13 protein-coding genes are annotated in these 18,490 nt (G+C 69.8%); 7 read left to right on the plus strand and 6 right to left on the minus strand.

All coding sequences use genetic code 11. The annotated features are described in order from the left end of the window. Positions 1-76 precede the first annotated feature (76 nt). Positions 77-2,674, plus strand: a complete 2,598-nt coding sequence (gene leuS, locus AB4078_RS01920; RefSeq protein ID WP_441975755.1) for a leucine--tRNA ligase — start codon at positions 77-79, stop codon at positions 2,672-2,674. A 54-nt stretch (positions 2,675-2,728) separates the two neighbouring features. Beyond that, positions 2,729-4,462, plus strand: a complete 1,734-nt coding sequence (locus tag AB4078_RS01925; RefSeq protein WP_441975756.1) for a GDSL-type esterase/lipase family protein — start codon at positions 2,729-2,731, stop codon at positions 4,460-4,462. Positions 4,463-4,473: 11 nt separating this feature from the next. On the opposite strand, the gene AB4078_RS01930 is transcribed toward AB4078_RS01925, so the two are convergent. Further along, positions 4,474-5,076, minus strand: a complete 603-nt coding sequence (locus tag AB4078_RS01930) for an HD domain-containing protein (protein ID WP_441975757.1) — start codon at positions 5,074-5,076, stop codon at positions 4,474-4,476. 167 nt (positions 5,077-5,243) lie between these two features. Between AB4078_RS01930 and AB4078_RS01935 the strand changes: the two genes are divergently transcribed. From AB4078_RS01935 to holA, 3 genes are all read left to right on the plus strand, one after another. After that, the gene (locus AB4078_RS01935; RefSeq protein WP_441975758.1) at positions 5,244-5,909 is read left to right on the plus strand and encodes a helix-hairpin-helix domain-containing protein; all 666 of its coding nucleotides are present in this window, start codon (positions 5,244-5,246) and stop codon (positions 5,907-5,909) included. Between the two features lie 110 nt (positions 5,910-6,019). Beyond that, positions 6,020-8,431 (plus strand): ComEC/Rec2 family competence protein, encoded by a 2,412-nt coding sequence (locus tag AB4078_RS01940; RefSeq protein WP_441975759.1) that lies wholly within the window; start codon positions 6,020-6,022, stop codon positions 8,429-8,431. Positions 8,432-8,460: 29 nt separating this feature from the next. Continuing rightward, entirely contained in the window at positions 8,461-9,513 is a 1,053-nt protein-coding gene (gene holA, locus AB4078_RS01945) for a DNA polymerase III subunit delta (protein WP_440731568.1), read from the plus strand. Positions 9,514-9,722: 209 nt separating this feature from the next. Here holA and rpsT read toward each other — a convergent pair whose 3' ends face one another. Next, on the minus strand, positions 9,723-9,983 hold the full coding sequence (gene rpsT, locus AB4078_RS01950) for a 30S ribosomal protein S20 (protein ID WP_045270507.1): 261 nt from the start codon (positions 9,981-9,983) through the stop codon (positions 9,723-9,725). A 268-nt stretch (positions 9,984-10,251) separates the two neighbouring features. Between rpsT and AB4078_RS01955 the strand changes: the two genes are divergently transcribed. Both AB4078_RS01955 and AB4078_RS01960 read left to right on the plus strand, forming a co-directional pair. Beyond that, positions 10,252-11,607: a GH1 family beta-glucosidase gene (locus AB4078_RS01955; RefSeq protein WP_441975760.1), complete on the plus strand. Its 1,356-nt coding sequence runs from the start codon at positions 10,252-10,254 to the stop codon at positions 11,605-11,607. Then, positions 11,604-12,896, plus strand: coding sequence for an MFS transporter (locus AB4078_RS01960; protein WP_441975761.1), 1,293 nt, complete (start codon positions 11,604-11,606; stop codon positions 12,894-12,896). The genes AB4078_RS01955 and AB4078_RS01960 overlap by 4 nt, the downstream gene beginning before the upstream one ends. Here AB4078_RS01960 and AB4078_RS01965 read toward each other — a convergent pair. The 4 genes from AB4078_RS01965 to AB4078_RS01980 all read right to left on the minus strand — a co-directional run bounded on the left by AB4078_RS01965 (position 12,847) and on the right by AB4078_RS01980 (position 18,489). Next, positions 12,847-13,572, minus strand: a complete 726-nt coding sequence (locus AB4078_RS01965) for an alpha/beta fold hydrolase (RefSeq protein WP_441975762.1) — start codon at positions 13,570-13,572, stop codon at positions 12,847-12,849. The genes AB4078_RS01960 and AB4078_RS01965 overlap by 50 nt on opposite strands. A gap of 114 nt (positions 13,573-13,686) precedes the next feature. Then, positions 13,687-15,396, minus strand: coding sequence for an ABC transporter family substrate-binding protein (locus tag AB4078_RS01970; RefSeq protein ID WP_440731572.1), 1,710 nt, complete (start codon positions 15,394-15,396; stop codon positions 13,687-13,689). 121 nt (positions 15,397-15,517) lie between these two features. After that, positions 15,518-17,572 carry an ABC transporter ATP-binding protein gene (locus AB4078_RS01975; protein WP_441975763.1) on the minus strand — a complete coding sequence of 685 codons (2,055 nt, stop codon included), beginning with the start codon at positions 17,570-17,572 and terminating at the stop codon, positions 15,518-15,520. Continuing rightward, complete coding sequence (locus AB4078_RS01980) at positions 17,569-18,489, minus strand: ABC transporter permease (protein WP_441975764.1); 921 nt, start codon at positions 18,487-18,489, stop codon at positions 17,569-17,571. Before AB4078_RS01980 ends, AB4078_RS01975 begins: the two co-directional genes overlap by 4 nt. Between the last annotated feature and the right edge of the window lies 1 nt (position 18,490).

Genomic DNA, 18,490 nt, shown 5'->3' on the forward strand with positions numbered 1-18,490 from the left:
TGGAACGCCGCCCCTCACCGGCTGGGATAACCTGGAGGTTGCCCTGTTCGGGGCGCTCTTTTCCCTGCCGCAGAGAATGGTCGTCGCGTTGTCTGAGAACCCGTCCCACACCGCATCCCCGTCGAAGGAAGACGAGTCGCTGTCGGTGCACGCGCTTCAGGCCAAATGGCAGAAGTACTGGGCGGAGAACGAGACCTTCCAGGCCGGCGGGGCTGAGGACGTGCGCCCGCGCAAGTACGTGCTGGCGATGTTCCCGTATCCCTCGGGCGACCTGCACATGGGCCACGCCGAGAACTACCTCTACTCCGACATCGTGGCGCGATTCTGGCGGCACCGCGGGCACAACGTCCTCAACCCGATCGGCTGGGACTCGTTCGGCCTGCCGGCCGAGAACGCCGCGATCCGTCGCGGAGCGGATCCGCGCGAGTGGACGTACCAGAACATCGCGCAGCAGAAGGCGGGCTTCCAGGCCTACGGGGTCTCGTTCGACTGGAGCCGTGTGCTGCACACCTCCGACGAGGAGTACTACCGCTGGAACCAGTGGCTGTTCCTGAAGCTCTACGAGCGGGGCCTGGCCTACCGCAAGAAGAGTCCGGTGAACTGGTGCCCGAACGACCAGACGGTGCTCGCGAACGAGCAGGTCGTCGACGGGCGCTGCGAGCGGTGCGGTGCGGAGGTCGTGAAGAAGAACCTCACGCAGTGGTACTTCAAGATCACCGACTACGCCGATCGTCTGCTCGACGACCTGAACCAGCTCGAGGGCTTCTGGCCGCACAAGGTGCTGCAGATGCAGCGCAACTGGATCGGCCGCTCCGTGGGCGCCGACGTCGACTTCGCGATCGAGGGGCGCGAGGGCGTCGTCACCGTGTTCTCCACGCGTCCTGACACCCTGCACGGCGCCACCTTCATGGTCGTCGCGCCCGACTCGGACCTGGCCGCGGAGCTGGCCGCCGGGTCGTCGGCGGAGGTGCAGAAGCGCTTCTCCGAGTACCTCGCGCAGGTGCAGAAGACCAGCGAGATCGACCGGCAGGCGACCGACCGGCCGAAGACCGGCGTGTTCCTCGACCGCTTCGCGATCAACCCCGTGAACGGCGAGCGGCTGCCGATCTGGGCCGCCGACTACGTGCTGGCCGACTACGGACACGGCGCGGTCATGGCTGTGCCCGCGCACGATCAGCGCGACCTCGACTTCGCCCGCGCCTTCGATCTGCCGGTGCGGGTCGTGGTCGACACGACCGCCCCGATCACCGGCGCGCTGCCCGTGATCGAGGTGGACGAGGACGGCGTGCCGATCGAGCCGCTGGAGTCGCTGGACGACCAGCACCCGGCGAAGACCGGCATCGCCCTGACCGGCGACGGCCGCATGATCAATTCCGGCGAGCTGAACGGCCTGTCCAAGCGCAACGCGATCGCCCGTGCGATCGAGCAGCTGGAGGCGGCGGGTCGAGGCCGCGCCGCCAAGAACTACCGCCTCCGCGACTGGCTGATCTCGCGTCAGCGGTTCTGGGGCACTCCGATCCCGATGCTGCACACGCAGGACGGCGAGATCGTGCCCGTGCCCGAGGAGCAGCTGCCGGTGCGCCTGCCCAGCGTCGAGGGGCTGGATCTGTCGCCGAAGGGATCCTCCCCGCTCGGAGCCGCGACCAGCTGGGTGCAGACGACCGTGCCCGGCACCGGGGAGCCGGCGCTGCGCGACCCGGACACCATGGACACCTTCGTGGACAGCTCCTGGTACTACCTGCGGTTCCTGTCGCCGCAGAGCGACACGGTCGCGTTCGACGTGGACGAGGCGCGCCGCTGGGCGCCCATCGACTCCTACGTCGGCGGCGTCGAGCACGCGATCCTGCACCTGCTGTACGCACGCTTCATCACCAAGGTCCTCTTCGACATGGGCCTGATCGACTTCACCGAGCCGTTCTCGAGCCTCATCAACCAGGGCATGGTGATCCTGGACGGCGCGAAGATGTCGAAGAGCAAGGGCAACCTGGTGCTCTTCCAGGAGGAGCTCGACGCCTACGGCGCCGACGCGCTGCGTGTGGCCCTGGCCTTCGCAGGGCCCGTGGAGGACGACAAGGACTGGAAGGACGTCTCGACCACCGGCGCCCAGAAGTTCCTGGCCCGCGCGCTGCGTGCGGCGCACGATGTCGCGAGCCCGGTCGATGTCGTCTTCGCCGGCGGCGATGCGGCGCTGCGCCGCGCCACCCACCATCTGCTGGCCGATGCGCCGGCGCTCGTGGAGCAGACCAAGTTCAACGTGCTGGTCGCACGCCTGATGGAGCTGGTGAACGCGGTCCGCAAGACGATCGACACCGGAGCCGGTCCCGCCGACCCCGCCGTGCGCGAGGCCGCCGAGACCGTCGCCGTCATGCTCGATCTGGTCGCTCCGCACACGGCCGAGGAGATGTGGGAGATCCTCGGGCACGAGCCGTCCGTGGGCCTCGTCACCTGGCGTCAGGCCGACCCGGTGCTGCTCGTCGAGGACACCGCCACCTGCGCCGTGCAGGTCAACGGCAAGGTCCGTGCGACGCTCGAGGTGCCGGCCAAGATCGGCGACGCGGACCTCGAGACGCTGGCCCGCGCCGACGAGAAGGTGCAGCGCGCCCTGGACGGCAAGGAGATCGTGCGGGTCATCGTGCGGGCGCCGAAGATCGTGAACTTCGCCGTCAAGGGCTGAGATCCATTGCGCTCCGGGGGGAAGGGAGCGCGCGCCCTCAGGGTGATGCGGCGCGTGCTCGGCACGGTGGCTCTGGTCGCTGTGCTCGCCGGTGCGGGCCTGCTGCTGGCGTGGCAGCTGCCGCGACCGGTGAGCGACACCAGCGCGATCGGCGTGCTCTGGCACCAGCACGACGCTGAGCTCGGCGCTGCATGGAACCGCGAGACGTGCACAGGCGGAGTGTGCCGGCAGGATTTCCGTGCGGGCACGATCTACGCGGCCGCGAACGGCTCTGCGCATGTCGTGCGTGCGAACGCGGTCGGCGGGGCCTTCGACGAGTTCGGCGGCATGGCGTCGCTCGGCCTGCCGATCGCGGAGCAGAGCGGATCCGCCGACCGGCCGTGGCAGGCTTTCCAGCGGGCGGGGATCTTCGCGGACGGCGATGGCGATCCGATCCTGGTGCGCGGCGCGTTGTGGCGGTCGTGGTTGCGCTACTCGCAGGAACGCGGCGGACTCGGCTTCCCGAAGGGCGCCGAGCACGCGGATCGGCGGGGCACCGTCGTGCAGGAGTTCGTGAACGGCACGATCTATGTGCGCGACGGCAAGGCGGTGCCTACCGTCTCGGACATCGCAGAGGCCCATCGTCGCGCAGCGGGGGCCTTCGGACCGCTCGGGTACCCGAAGGGCATCCAGCGAGCGGTCGGCGATCGCCTGGTGCAGGAGTTCGACGGCGGCGAAGTGTGGTGGTCCGGCGGCACCGGGGCGGCATCGGTGCAGCCGCCGTTCCTCGCGGCGTACCACGATCGCGGCGGAGCGGGCGGCGCGCTCGGCCTGCCGACGGCCGAGGCGTCGAAGCTCGCGGGCGGCGCCATGCAGTCGTTCCAGGGCGGCGCCCTGTACCGCTCGGACAGCGATGGGGCGATCCTCGCGACCACGGCGGGCGACATCCAGAACCGGTACGAGGAGCTGGGCGGCCCCACGGGCGAGCTCGGCCTGCCGGCGGGAGAGAAGGTCGACGTCACGGGCGGTCGCTATCAGGCCTTCGCCGGTGGCGTGCTGCTGTGGCATGAGGGCGTCGGGGTATTCCGTCTCGATGCGGAGGACTTCGCGATCTGGGCGGCGGATCCGGCCCGTTTCGGCTGGCCGATCAAGGACTCCTGGACGGATGACCGCGGCGCGCATCAGGACTGGGAGAAGGCGCAGACGGTGCTGCGGGCGGGCCGTCTTCTCACCGTCCCTGGGACGCCGGTCGACGGATCCACGGCCGTGCTCATCTGCGACTCCCAATGCTCGGGCGACTCATGGATCGACCAGGGGGCGCGGGGCGCAGGCTTCTCGAACATCGCGAAGTTCGGGTATCCGGGATCCGGATACCTGGCTCCGATCGGGGGCAGTACGGCGGGGGTCGTGGAGAGCGTGGCCCGCAACCGCGTGCTGCTGCCCGAAGGGGACCCGGGGGTGGTGATCGTCACCCTGGGCGGCAACGACACCGCGCAGAAGCGCCCCACGGCAGAGGTCACCGCTGCGGAGGGCCAGCTGATCGGCCTGCTGCGGCAGGCGTACCCGAACACTCCGATCGTCGTGAACGGCGTGATGAGTCGCAGTGACGCGGCGCACGCGGCACGACGGGCGATGGATGCGGCGGTCACCGAGGAAGCGCGGACCCAGGGCGTCTCGGCGATCTCGGTCGCGGGCTGGGTCAGTGACTACTCGGCGCCGCAGGCGGACGCGGTGCACCTGACACCCGTGGGGCATGCGAAGATCGCGCCGCACTACGCGGAGGCCCTGCGCGCGGTGCTCGGGCGCTGACCGACTGCGGGTCAGATCCGCTCGAGCGGGTTGTCGGCGAGCTTGCCCAGCAGCCCGCCGTCGACGAGGCGGCGCGCGTGGCTGTGCGGCTTGCGCGCCGACTGCTGCTGCACGCAGTCGCCGAACTCCGCGGCGAGGCTGAGTCGGGGGTAGGCGGCGAGCACCTCGCGGCGGAACTCGAGGGGGATCTCCTCGTCGCGGCGCCCAGAGATGTCGAGGCCGGTCGAGGTCTCCAACAGGTACCCCTCGACGTCGTCGGCCGGATCCACGGACGGCCAGTTGTGTCGCACGATGATCTCGTTGACGCGGCGCTGACGGCCGGCGGACCATCCGGCGCCCGCCGTCAACGCCTCGCCGACGAAGCCGCCCGCCTCCTCATAGCCGAGGACGTGATTGTCGTACGCAGGAGCGAGTCCGATGTCGTGCAGCACGGCGCCCGTGTAGAGCAGCTCGTGGTCGATGCCGCGGTGCCCCTCCACGAGCGCGAACGCCTCCGCCCACAACCAGCTGCGCAGCACGTGGTTGACCAGCGCGGGGGACTGGAACCGCGTGACGATCTCGCGCGCTCCGCGAGCTGCGGCGGTGTCGGGCGGGAGGAAGTCGTGCAGGCGCATGGCGGCTCCGGGTCGTTCGGACGGTGGGATCAGCGTATCGGTCGGGGCGGCTCGAGGTCGCCGCGTTGCGGTCGTCCTTGTCCTCCACAGCGTCGGGGCGCCCCGGGTTGTGCACGGATTGCGCGGACCCGGATCTGCGCGTCCGCCTGTGCGCCTAGCGTCGGCGTGTGAGCGAGCACGTGGAGTCTGAGGGCGTCGCGCCGACGGTCGTCGTGCGTGCGCCCCGACGGCTCCGCCTCGGACTCGGCGCGGCCGTGGTGGTGGCGCTCGTCGCCGTCTCCGTCACCGTCGGCATCGGCCTGCTGAGCCGGTCCACGGCGCCGGAGAGCATCTCCCTGATGCCGGAGCCCAGCGCGAGCGGATCCGTGATCTCCGCCGGCTCGGTCTACGTGCACGTGCTGGGCGAGGTGGCGAAGCCGGGGCTGTACGTGCTCGACGACGGCGCGAGGGTCGCCGAAGGGCTCGCCGCGGCCGGCGGCACGCTGCCGACCGCGGATCTGACCGCGGTGAACCTCGCCCGGCAGGTCGTCGACGGGGAGCAGATCCTGGTCCCCGCCGTCGGTGCGGCAGCCACCGCCCCCGGCGCGTCTGCCGGCGGATCCGGTCCGACGGGCGGGGGAGCCGCGGGCCAGGGACCCGGAGGCCTCATCGACCTCAACACCGCGGACGCTGCCGCGCTCGAGGAGCTGCCGCGGGTGGGTCCGGCGCTCGCGCAGCGCATCATCGAATGGCGTACGACCAACGGGCGGTTCACGAGCGTGGACGACCTCCTCGGTGTCTCCGGCATCGGCGAGAAGATGCTGGCCGGGATCCGCGACCTGGTGCGGGTATGAGCCCGCCCGAGCACGGCACTCCGGCAGCGGCCCGGAGCGGCGTCGTTCCTCCGGAGACCCGCTCGGCGGACGCTGCTGCGCCGATCCGGCGTCGGCTCAGGGACGTGCGCATGGTGCCGGTCGCCGTCACCGCCTGGGCGATCGCGCTGGCGGTCTCGTTCCTGCCTGGAGTGGCGGGAATCGTGATCGCTCTGGCGGTGCTGGGCGTCGTGGTCGTTCTCGTCGCCCGCCGTTCGTCGTCTGCCGTGCCCGTGTTCGCATCGCCGAGTGGTGCGCCGTCGCTTGGCGTGCTGTCGCGTGGTCCGAGAACGCTCGACGCGGTGGCCCGAGCGGCGCCCCTCGCGATCGTGTGCCTCGCGGTCGCGGCCGCGATCGGCGGCGCTGCAGCGGCGACGGCACCGGCCCGCGACCAGGCTGCGTCGCTGGCCGGACATGCGGTGACCGCGGAGGTGAGCGTGCGGTCGCTGCCCTCGCTCGGCGCGGACGGTCGGCTCTGGGCCGATGCGGACACGTCCCGGCTCGGGCCGGGCGACGATCCCCGGCCGCTGCGGGTGCCGGTGCGGATCGGGATCCCTCCCGATGCGCACGCCGCTACGCTCGGCCCCGGGACCGTGCTGCGGCTGACGGCAGAGGCGAAGGGCACCGACCCCGGGGAGCGTGCCGCCCTCGTGCTGTTCGCGAAGGGCGCTGCCGAGCAGCTGTCGCGCGGCGGCCCGGTCGAGCGTCTCGCGGGGGACGTGCGGGCGGCCTTCATCGAGCGCACCCAGCGCCTGCCCGAGCCCGGTTCCGAGCTGCTCCCGGGACTCGCCGTGGGAGACGTGCGCGCGGTGAGTGACGACCTCGATACGGCAATGAAGGCCAGCGGGCTCTCGCATCTGACGGCCGTGTCCGGCAGCAACCTCGCCCTCGTGGCCGCGGCTGCCTTCGGGATCGTCGCGCTCTGCGGCGGTGGCAGAGTGTTCCGCATCACGGTCGCGGTGCTCGCTCTCGCCGGGTTCGTGGTGCTGGTGACACCGCAGCCGAGCGTGATCAGGGCCGCGGCCATGGCCGGGGTGGCCATGGCGGCACTGCTGCTCGGGCGCCCGCGCGCCGGCCTCTCGGTGCTGCTGCTCGCGATCACGGTGCTGCTGCTCGCGGATCCGCGTCTCGCCGCGGCCCCCGGCTTCGCGCTGTCGGCCGCCGCCACAGCGGGCCTCATCGTGCTCGCTCCGCCGCTGGCAGCCGGGCTCGGACGCCGGCTTCCGAGGCCGGTGGCGTTGGCGATCGCGGTCCCGCTATCGGCGCAGCTCGCCTGCGGGCCGATCATCGCCCTGTTCGCGACACGGCAGTCGCTGGTCTCCGTGGTCGCGAATCTCCTGGCCGAGCCCGCCTCGCCGATAGCGACGATCCTGGGCCTGCTCGCGTGCCTGGCCATGCCTGTCCCCGCGCTCGCCGACCTGTTCGCCGCCGCGGCCTGGCTGCCCTCCGCGTGGATCGCGCAGACCGCCGTGACCACGGCCGCACTGCCGCTGGCCACGATCGAGACCCCGGCCGGCATCGGCTCGGCCCTCGCCGTGGCGGCGCTCAGCGCGTGCGCCTTCTGGGTGATCGCGCCGCATCGCCCGCTGCGCGCTGGGTGGCGGGCGATCGTGGGGGGTCTTGGGGCGGTCGTGATCGGCACGGCGGCGGGCTGGGGCATCGTCACCGGACCGGTCTCCCTGCTGCAGCGCCCCGCGGACTGGGGGATCGCGATGTGCGACATCGGACAGGGCGATGCGGTGCTGGTGCGTTCCTCCGGGCACACCATGCTCATCGACACCGGGCCGGATCCGGATCCGCTGCGGCGCTGTCTCGACGACCTCGGCATCACGCGACTCGATCTGCTGGTGCTCACCCATTTCGATCACGACCACGCCGGCGCATCCGACGCGCTCGTGGGCCGAGCGGACGCCGTGCTGCACGGACCCGTGGACACGGCGGCACACCAGCACCAGCTCGATCGACTCGAGCGCGGAGGTGCGCAGATCATGGATGCCGCTGCGGGCATGACCGGACGGCTGGGTGGGGCGGACTGGCGCGTGCTCTGGCCTCGTCGCGATGAGAAGGTCTTCCCACCGGGCAACGACGCCGGGGTGATCCTGCAGGTCACCGGCGGCGGCGTGCCGCGGAGCCTGTTCCTGGCCGATCTGTCGGCCGAGTCGCAGGGCATGCTACGACGGCTCGCGCACCCGCACGACGAGACCGTCGTCAAGGTCGCGCATCACGGCAGTGCCGATCAGGATCCGCAGCTCTACGCCGATCTGGATCCGGCGCTGGCCCTGATCTCGGTGGGCGAGGGGAACGACTACGGGCATCCGCGTGTGCAGACTCTGGACATGCTGCAGGCCCTGCGCACGCCGATCTTGCGGACCGACCAGCGTGGCACCATCCTCGTGTCCGAGGGGGAGGAGGGGCTGCGCGTCTGGACCGAGCGCCCGGCCCCGGCAGGCGACGGGCGGTCGACACCGCACCCCCTGCCGACGTCGACGGCACGGGCGCCGTGAACGTCCGCACCCGCCGGTACGCTGGTGGTATGCCCGCACCGCGCTCCACCTCCGCCGCACGACGTGGAGGGAAGGCGACGAACATCCCGCAGGTGTCCTGGCGCGAGCCGCGGCCGGCGCCGATCGTGCTGGTGTCCGGGCCCGAGGAGATCTGCGCGGAGCGTGCGATCGCGGGAGTGCGCGCCTACCTGCGGGCGGAGGATCCGGCGCTCGAGGTCAGCGACCTGCGCGCCGATGACTACGAGTCGGGCAGCCTGCTCGGCCTGGCCTCGCCGTCGCTGTTCGGCGAGCCGCGCCTGCTGCGTATTTCGGGCGTCGAGCGCTGCACGGACGCGTTCCTCGCCGAAGCCGTCGCGTACCTCGAGCATCCACAGGAAGGCGCCACCGTCGTGCTCCGCCACACCGGTGCGACCGTGCGCGGCAAGAAGCTGCTCGACGCGATCCGCGCCGGCACCGGCGGGGGGATCGAGATCGCCTGCCCGGCCATCAAGCGCGACGACGAGAAGGCCGACTTCGCCGCGGGGGAGTTCCGTGCCGCCGGTCGGCGTATCCAGCCGCAGGCGTTGCGCGCACTGGTCTCCGCCTTCTCCGACGACATCACCGAACTCGCCGCCGCCTGTCAACAGCTCATCAACGACGTGCAGGGCGATGTCACGCCTGACCTCGTCGAGCGCTACTACGGCGGGCGCGTCGAGGTCTCCGCGTTCGTCGTCGCCGACACCGCGATCGCCGGGCGTCTGGGCGAGGCGCTCATCGCGCTCCGGCACGCCCTGTCCTCCGGGGCCGACCCGGTGCCCATGGTCGCAGCGTTCGCGATGAAGCTGCGGTCGATGGCGCGCGTCGCCGGCTCCCGGGAGTCGAATGCGGCACTCGCCGCCCGCCTGGGCATGAAGGACTGGCAGGTGGACCGGGCACGCCGCGATCTGAGCGGCTGGAACGAGCGCACCTTGGGGCTCGCGATTCAGGCGACGGCGCGCGCGGACGCTGACGTCAAGGGCGCGGCCCGCGATCCGATTTTCGCGCTCGAGCGCATGATCACGGTGATCGCCACACGCGCGCCCTACGGCGAAGCAGTCCGCTGAGCGAGCACGCCACCCGGGGTGGTCACCTCCGTGGACGTTGAGCGAGGACGGCGAAGCCGACCGAGACGAAACGCGGTGCTCTCGTGAGTGACGGCGTTTCGTCTCGCGCCTCGCTGCGCTCGGTGCTCGCTCAACGACCCCGGGGGTGCGACCATCCGGACACGACGAAGGCCCGCCCCGGATCGGGACGGGCCTTCGGAAGTTCCGGCTCAGAGAGCGGAGACCTGCTTCGCGATCGACGACTTGCGGTTCGCGGCCTGGTTCGAGTGGATGACGCCCTTGCTGACGGCCTTGTCGAGCTTCTTCGACGCCGTCTTCAGCGCGGCCTCGGCGGCAGCCTTGTCGCCACCGGCGATGGCCTTGCGGGTGTTGCGGACGGCGGTCTTCAGCTCGCTCTTGACGGCCTTGTTGCGCTCGTGCGCCTTCTCGTTGGTCTTGTTGCGCTTGATCTGCGACTTGATGTTCGCCACGGATGGAACCTTCGTTCGAGTGATGGATGGTTATGCCGGCCTGGCGGTAGAGGGGCGCCTCCGGCAGCGTGCAGGGGTGGGACCTGACACGCAAGCCAATCACCGATCTTATCAGGGATCCGGTCTGATGCCGAACCGGTGGATCGGGTCCCGGCGGTTTCGGCATCATCGTGGGACGCGGTCTCGTTCCTCATGACACGCCGTCGCGTTCGGGGCGAGGCGTCGGTGTAGGGTGTGCACGCTGGCGAAGGACCCGAAGGAGTCGTCCATGCCCGAATCCGTCATCGCTGACGTGCCTGCGCTCGAGCGTGGGCTGCTGCGCCGGCTGCGCTTCTCCGCCGCGACGGCGGCCTTCCAGATCGAGGGGGCGAGAGCCGAGGACGGACGCGCCAGATCCATCTGGGACGACTTCGTGGACACCCCCGGCCGGGTGCGCGATGCCAGCACGGCGGATTCAGGACCGGACAGCTACCACCGTGTCGCCGAGGATGTCGCGCTGCTGGCACGACTCGGCGTCGACGAGTACCGGTTCTCGATCTCCTGGGTGCGCGTGCTCCCTGACGGACGGCCGAGTCCGCAGGGGCTCGCCTACTACGACCGGCTCGTCGATCGCCTGCTCGACGCCGGGATCGCGCCGACGCCGACCCTGTACCACTGGGATCTGCCTTCCGCGCTGGAGGAGGACGGCGGCTGGCTGAGCCGCTCCACCGCCGAGCGGTTCGCGCAGTACACGGAGGTGGTCGCGGACGCGGTCGGCGACAGGGTGCGGCAGTGGTACACGATCAACGAGCCCGTTTCCACGACTCTGCAGGGCTATGCGATCGGAGAACTCGCGCCGGGTCGCACGTTGCTCTTCGACGCGCTGCCGACGGTGCATCATCAGCTCCTCGCGCACGGATACGCGGCGCGGATCCTGCACGCGCGCGGTGCGACCAGCGTCGGCATCGTCAACAACCACACGCAGGTGCTGCCCGCAACGGATTCGGAGGCCGACCAGCAGGCGGCGTACCTGTACGACCTCATCCACAACCGGATGTACGCGGATCCGGTGCTGCTCGGGCGTTACCCCGACCTGGAGACGCTCGGCGTGACGCTCCCGGTGCAGGACGGCGATCTCGCGCTGATCAGCGCCCCCTGCGAGGTCTACGGCGTGAACTACTACAACCCGACGACCGTCGCGGCATCGGCGGGACCGATTCCGTTCGAGGTGGTACCGACCCCCGGCGCCCCGGTCACCGGTTTCGGGCCGTTGTGGCCGATCGTGCCCGAGGCGCTGACCACCTTCCTCATCGATGCGAAGGAGCGCTACGGTATCGCGCTGCCGCCCGTCGTCATCGCAGAGAACGGCGCATCGTTCCCCGAACCCGACCATGTCGACCAGCGGATCGAGGACGCCGCGCGCGTCTCCTATCTGCGCGGCCACCTTGCCGCGGTGCTCTCCGCGATGCGCGCCGGGGTGCGCGTCGATGCCTACACGGTGTGGTCGCTGCTGGACAACTTCGAATGGGCCGACGGGTACACGCAGCGGTTCGGGCTCGTGCACGTCGACATGGACACGGGGCAGCGCACCCCGAAGGCCTCGTACGCCTGGTACCGCGCGCTCATCGAGGAGGCACGCTCATGACCGATCACTCCGACGCTGCCGCTCCGAGTGCGGGGAAGAGGGTCGGCCCGCTCTGGATGACGCTGTTCACGCTCGCCTGGCTGGCGATCTGGACGGTCCAGTTGACCCCCATCCAGCTCCTGCTGCCGCTGCAGCTCGACACCGGCGCCCCGGGCGAGAACTGGATCGCCGGCGTCGTGTGGGCGGGCGTGGTGCTGTCGGTGGGCGGGCTCGTCGGCATCATCGCCGCGCCCGTCTCCGGTCGCTGGTCGGATCGCACCCGCTCGCGGTGGGGACGCCGCCGGCCGTGGGCGATCGGCGGATCCTTGCTCGCCGCGGTCGGGCTGGTGCTGACCGGCATCGTGGCCGGTCCCGTCGCCGTCGGCGGTGCGTGGATCGTCGTCTCGGTGGGCGTGTCGGTCGCCTCGGCGGCTCTCACGGCGATTATCGCGGACCAGCTCACCACTCAGCGCGGCGCGGCCTCGGCGGCGGCGAGCTCGGCCCAGGCGGTCGGCATCGTCGTCGGCGTGGGAGCCGTCGTGCTGATCGGACTGAACGTGCAGCAGTCCTACTATCTGATGGCCGCGATCATCGCCGTGGTCGGATCCGGCACGGCTCTGCTGCTGCCGGACGCGCCGGCGCACGAGCTCGCCCTTCCCGCTCCGCGCACCGTCGCCCGCACGGCGTCGTGGCGCGACCGGGACTTCCTGTGGCTGCTCGTCAGCCGCTTCGTCGTGAACATCGGCAACGCCTTCGGCACCTCGCTGCTGCTGTTCTTCCTGCTCTACGGCGTCCGTGTCCCTTCGGCGCAGGCGCAGGACGATCTGCTGATCCTGATCGTGATCTACACGGTGTTCGTCGTGATCGCATCGATCGTCGCCGGCATACTCTCCGACCGCGCCTCGGCGAACCCGCTGCGGGTGCGCCGGACGATCACCGCGGTCTCCGCGGTCGTGCAGGCGGTCTCCGGCGTGGTGATCCTGATCAGTCCCTCGTTCGAGATGACCGCGGTCGCCGCCGGGATCATGGGAGCGGGGTACGGTGCGTACATGGCGGTGAGCCTCGCGTTCGCGACGGATCTGCTGAAGGATCCGGACGACCACGCGCGCGACCTCGGGCTCGTGAACGTCTCGGCGCAGCTGGGGCAGCTACTGGGGCCGTTGCTCGGTGCGGGCCTCGTCGCCCTGGTGGGCGGGTTCGGGCTGCTGTTCGGCGCTGCGGCCGTGCTGTCGCTCGTGGGGGCGGCGATGACCTATGCGGTCAGGGCGCCGTCTCCAGCGTCGCCAGTGCCAGCTGCAGCACCGCGTTGAACACTCGCGGCCTCATCGCGGTCACCAAGTGCGTCGTGCGCGGCACGATGATGAACTCCGCGTCGGGCGCGAGCCGGCGGTACAGCGTCTCGTGGGTGCGGAGCTGGTCGAACTGCCCATTCACGAACCAGGTGGGCACCGGGATGCGGGGCACGGCGGCGACGAGATCCAACTCGACGAGCGAGCGCAGCGCCTCGTCCTGCGTGACCATGGCGTAGCCGCCGGCGCCGAAGTCCTCGCGCGTCGAGGCGGGCAGCGTCGCGTCCAGCACCTGACGGCTCAGCCACATGCCGCGATCCGGCATGGCGTTCAGCGCGCCCGCCAGCACGCGATAGGCGGCGAGCCCCGCGCCGCGGGGGAGCGCGGTGCACGAGGCCCCGACGAAGCCGGCGATCGGCGGCGTCGGATCCGCCCCGGCATACGCGGTCGAAAGCAGCCCTCCCATCGAGTGCCCGACCAGCAGCACGGGTCCGTCGGCGTCGCGCACCGCGGCGTCGACCGTGCGCATCGCCTCCTCGAGGGCGAACGGCTCGTCCATGCGGGTGCCGTGGCCGGGCAGATCCACGGCGACCGCCGGATTGCCGCGTTCGGCCAGGAACTCCTCCTGCGCGCGCCACATCGTCGACGAGGTGCGGATCCCGTGCACGAGGACCACGGACGCGGGGGAGCGGCTCATGGCCGCCAGTCTAAAAGGTGCGACCGCCCGGGCCGCGCGTGTGCAGCAGGCGCAGAACGACGAAGCGGGGCCGGTGGCGAACCACCGACCCCGCTCCAGAATTGCGGCGGGTGCTTACTTCTCCCAGCCGACGTTCTCGACGGGACCGACCCGGTAGAGGTCGAGGCCCACGTAGGTCTCGGGGGTCAGGTTCGCGAGACCCTTCTTTGCGACCTGGATCGAGGGACCGTTGTAGAGCGGGATGACGCCCCAGGTCTCCTTGATGATCTCCGGCTCGAGCTTCATCGCAGCCTTGGTCCACGACTCGGTGGTGGTCTGCGACTCGACGTCGCCCTTGATCTTCTTGTCGATCTCAGCCGTGCCGGTGCTCGACAGGTTCAGGTTGCTGTCAGAGCAGTACATCTGGCAGAACCAGGCCGGGCCGAACGGGTCGGAGTCGGTGAACCGGAGGCCGAGTGCGTCCCAGTTCTTCGTGGCGACGTCGTTCGAGAAGTTCGACGGCGCACGCGTGTCGATCTTCAGGTCGATGCCGACAGCCTTCTCCTGCTGCTGCAGCGCCTTGGCGAGAGCGGCCTGGACAGGGCTGTCGCTGAACACCGGGTAGGTGACGGTCAGCTTGACGCCGTCCTTCTCCCGCACGCCGTCCGAACCGGCCTTCCAGCCGGCGTCGTCGAGCAGCTTCTTAGCGGCGGCCGTGTCGAACTTGAGGCCGGCAGCCTTGAACGAGTCGTCGTAGCCCTTCTGGAAGGGGTAGAGGATCAGCGAGCCGGCTGCCGGCTCGGTGTAGTCCAGACCGTTCCAGGCGATCTTCTTCTGCTGGTCGATGTTGATCGCCATGAAGAAGGCCTGACGTACCTTCGGGTCCTTCAGCTGCGGCTTGGATCCATCGAGCTGGATCACCGTCTTGGCCGTCTGCTGGGCGCGGTAGATGACGGCGTCCTTGACGTCCTTCACCTGCTTGATCGCGTCTGCCGAGGCGGTCTCGACCTGGTCGATCTCGCCGTTCTTGAAAGCGTTCAGCGAGGCAGCGCGGTCCATGCCCGAGAAGGTGACCTTGTCGAGCATGGGCTTGTCGCCCCACCACTTGTCATTCGGCTCGAGGGTGACCTTCTGGCCGTTCACGTCGAAGTTGGTGATCTTGTACGGGCCGGCGCCCCACTCGGGGTGCGCGTTGCCGTTGTACGCGTCGTTGTACAGCTCCGGCGTGTTCACCTTGGGGTTCAGGATGCCGGTGAGGAACGGCATGGCCGGCCAGGCGAACTCGCGATTGAACGTCACGATGACGTCCTTGTCGGTGTCGCCCTTCGTGACGGACTCGATGTCCTTGTAGCCGTCGGTGGCGCTCGCCTTGAAGTCGGGGTTCGACCCGTTGTTGTCCTTCCACGTCGTCTCGAAGGCGGTCCAGTCGATCGGAGAGCCGTCGTTCCAGACCGCCTTCTCGTTGATCTTCATGGTGACGACCGTCTTGCCGTCCTTGACGGACGTGTCCCACTTGTCGAGGTAGGCGGGGTTGGCCTTGACGGTGCCGTCCGGATCCATCAGGAACACCTGCGGGGTGTACCAGGCAGCCAGGCGCGAGGTGTCGGCCGTGCCGTCACCGTTCATGAAGTTCATCTGCGCCGGAACTTCGCTGATCCAGAAGTGCGCCTCTCCACCCTGCTTGAGGTTCTCGCGCGGCTGCGGGTTGTAGTCCGCGGTCTTGGTCTCGGCGGGCTTGTCGGTGCTTCCGCCGGTGGATCCTCCGGTCGCCGAGCAACCGCTGATGGCGATTGCCAGCGCCCCGCTGAGGGCGACGACGCCCCACAGCTTGTGCTGCCTTTTCATGGTTCTCCTTCGATGCCTTTCGGCTATTTGGGGACAAGGGACAGTTAACCGGCGTGAACCGAAGCACCCCGGTATATCGAGACAAACCGTTACCGTTTCGAGTTCAACGGCTGCCGTTCGGTCACCGCCAGTGGCAGGCGTTCACGTGCGACTCCGGACCGTGCAGCTCGGGGACCACGGTCTCGCACCGGGTGCGCTGATTCTCCGGGAGCATCTTGTACAGCGGGCAGCGCGAGGTGAAGGAGCAGCCGTCGCGGCGGTCCGCCGGACTCGGCAGATCGCCCTGCAGGACGATGCGCTCGCGGGTGCGCTCAATGTCGGGATCGGGGACGGGGATCGCCGACAGCAGCGCCTGGGTGTACGGGTGCTGCGGATCGTCGAAGATCTCGTCCACGTCGCCGTGCTCGACGAACTCGCCGAGGTACATGACTCCGACGCGGTCGGCGATGTGCCGTACCACGGAGAGGTCATGCGCAACGAAGAGGTAGGAGAGCCCCAGCTTGACCTTGAGCTCGTCGAGCAGGTTGATCACACCGGCCTGGATCGAGACGTCCAGCGCCGAGACGGGCTCGTCGAGGACGACGATCTTGGGGTTGGTCGCGAGCGCGCGGGCGATGCCGATGCGCTGACGCTGACCACCGGAGAACGCGCCGGGGAACCGGCTCGCGTGCGCCGGGTCGAGGCCCACGAGGTCCATGAGCTCGTCCACCCTGAGGTCGGCTTCGGCTCGTGGCACGCCGATCGCGCGCAGTGGCTCGGCGATCACGTCCGCGACGGTGAGGCGCGGGTCGAGCGCTCCCATCGGATCCTGGAAGACGATCTGCAGATCGCGTCGGATGGTCCGCTCCGCCTTGCCGCCGTGCAGCTCCGACACCTTGGTGCCGGCGATCGTGATCTCGCCATCGGTCTGCTTTACCAGGTCCATGATCTGGAGCAGGGTCGTGGTCTTGCCGCAGCCGGACTCGCCGACGATCGCCATCGTCTCGCCCTCGCGGATGTCGAAGGTCAGTCCCTTGACGGCGTGGACCTCGCCGACCTTGCGCTTGAGGAAGGCGCCCCGGGTGAGCGGGAACGTCTTCTGCATGTTGCGGACGTCGAGGGTGACCGGTCGCTCTTCTCGCGGGATGCGATCGAGGGCGCTGGTGGGGAGCTCCGGGACCGGATACACCGGCACGCCGCCGATGAGGCCGTTCTCGATCTCGTCGGCGCGCACGCATGCGACCCGGTGTTCGCCGCCTTCGCTCGTCTTGATCGCCCGCAGCTCGGGTTCCCTGGTGCGGCAGGCCTCGGTGGCTATGGGGCAGCGCGCCACGAACGGGCACTCGTCGGGGAGGTTGATCAGTAGCGGCGGGTTGCCCTTGATCGGCACCAGCGGCTGCTTCTCCGCCTTGTCCACGCGCGGGATCGCGCCGAGCAGGCCGATCGAGTACGGCATCCGGGTCTCGTGGAACAGCTCGCGCACAGGAGCCTGCTCCACGGGCTTGCCGGCGTACATCACCAGCACGTCGTCGGCGGTCTTGGCGACCACGCCCATGTCGTGCGTGATCATGATGACCGCGGCCCCGGTCTCGCGCTGCGCCGTGGCGATCAGGTCGAGGATCTGGGCCTGGATCGTCACGTCGAGGGCCGTGGTGGGCTCGTCGGCGATGATCAGCTTCGGGTTGTTGGCCATCGCGATCGCGATCACCACGCGCTGGCGCATGCCGCCGGAGAACTCGTGCGGGAACGACTTCAGTCGCCGTTCCGGGCTCGGAATGCCGACGAGCCGGAGCAGCTCGACCGCTCGCGCGGTCGCGTCCGCGTGCGACATGCTGCGGTGCACGGTGAGTGCCTCGATGAGCTGGTCGCCGACGGTGAACACCGGGGTGAGCGAGGTGAGCGGATCCTGGAAGATCATCGCGATGCCGTTGCCGCGCAGTGCCGAGAGTTCCTTGTCGCTCTTTCCGACGAGCTCGATGCCGTCGAACATGATCGACCCGCCGACCTTCGCGTTCTCATCGAGCAGCCCCATGATCGCGAGCGAGGTGACCGACTTGCCGGAGCCGGACTCGCCCACGATGCTGAGCGTCCGCCCCGGCTCGAGGTCGAACGAGACACCGCGGACGGCGTCGACACGGCCGGATTCGGAGGCGAAGCTGACGTTCAGATCGCGGACGGAGAGAAGAGGAGCGGTCATGCGCGGCCTCCCGCCGCCGAGGTGGGGTCGAGGGCGTCGCGGAGGCCGTCGGCGACGAGCGCCATGGAGACGGTCAGCAGCGTCAGCGCGAGGGCGGGGAAGTAGAACGTCCACGGGGCGCTGGCGAGGGAGTTCGCTCCGATGCCGATGAGGGATCCGAGCGAGACGTCGGGGATCTTGACGCCGAAGCCGATGAAGGACAGGCCGGTCTCAGTGATGACCGCGCCGACGACGCCGAGCGTGAAGTTGATCACTAGGAGCGAGCCGATGTTCGGCAGCAGGTGGCGCAGCACGATCTTCATGCCGGGGACGCCCATGTAGCGCGCGGCGTGCACGTACTCGCGCTCACGCAGTGACAGCGCCATCGTCCAGATCACGCGGGCGGGGAAGAACCAGCTGATGAAGATCATCGCGGCCGAGATCACGCGCCAGTCCCCGCCGGCGTTCGAGGAGACCAGGGCCAGGATGAGGAACGTCGGCACGACCATGAGGAAGTGGATGATCAGCAGGATGATGCGCTCGGTCGTGCCGCCGAAGTAGGCGGCTGCCGTGCCGACGATCGCGGAAATCACCGTGGTACCGATCGAGACCGTGAGTGCGATCATCAGCGAGCGCTGCAGGCCCACGGCGGTCTGCGCGAACAGGTCCCCGCCGTCCGCGGCGGTGCCGAACCAGTGCGTGCCGTCCGGCGGAGTGCCGAGCGCCAGGAAGTCGAGTTCGCTGAAGCTGAAGCGCGCGATCAGAGGGCCGAACACCGCGAACAGCGCGAGGAAGGCGAAGATGAACACGCCCGCGACCGCGGGACGGTTTCGCACGAAGCGGCGGTAGTAGAGCCGGAAGGTGCCGATGCGCTTGCGCGGGATCCGCGCGGCGGTGGTGTCGGGCCCGACGGGGGGCTGGACGGTCTGGGAAGTCATG

The sequence above is a fragment of the Microbacterium sp. 2MCAF23 genome (genome assembly GCF_052115565.1).
Taxonomy (GTDB): Bacteria; Actinomycetota; Actinomycetes; order Actinomycetales; family Microbacteriaceae; genus Microbacterium.

Coding starts and splice junctions, on each gene's coding strand:
- leuS (WP_441975755.1), top strand. CDS start 77: ATGGTCGTCGCGTTGTCTGAGAACCCGTCCCACACCGCATCCCCGTCG.
- AB4078_RS01930 (WP_441975757.1), bottom strand. CDS start 5,076: ATGCGCCTGCACGACTTCCTCCCGCCCGACACCGCCGCAGCTCGCGGA.
- AB4078_RS01940 (WP_441975759.1), top strand. CDS start 6,020: ATGGTGCCGGTCGCCGTCACCGCCTGGGCGATCGCGCTGGCGGTCTCG.
- holA (WP_440731568.1), top strand. CDS start 8,461: ATGCCCGCACCGCGCTCCACCTCCGCCGCACGACGTGGAGGGAAGGCG.
- AB4078_RS01955 (WP_441975760.1), top strand. CDS start 10,252: ATGCCCGAATCCGTCATCGCTGACGTGCCTGCGCTCGAGCGTGGGCTG.
- AB4078_RS01960 (WP_441975761.1), top strand. CDS start 11,604: ATGACCGATCACTCCGACGCTGCCGCTCCGAGTGCGGGGAAGAGGGTC.
- AB4078_RS01965 (WP_441975762.1), bottom strand. CDS start 13,572: ATGAGCCGCTCCCCCGCGTCCGTGGTCCTCGTGCACGGGATCCGCACC.
- AB4078_RS01970 (WP_440731572.1), bottom strand. CDS start 15,396: ATGAAAAGGCAGCACAAGCTGTGGGGCGTCGTCGCCCTCAGCGGGGCG.
- AB4078_RS01975 (WP_441975763.1), bottom strand. CDS start 17,572: ATGACCGCTCCTCTTCTCTCCGTCCGCGATCTGAACGTCAGCTTCGCC.
- AB4078_RS01980 (WP_441975764.1), bottom strand. CDS start 18,489: ATGACTTCCCAGACCGTCCAGCCCCCCGTCGGGCCCGACACCACCGCC.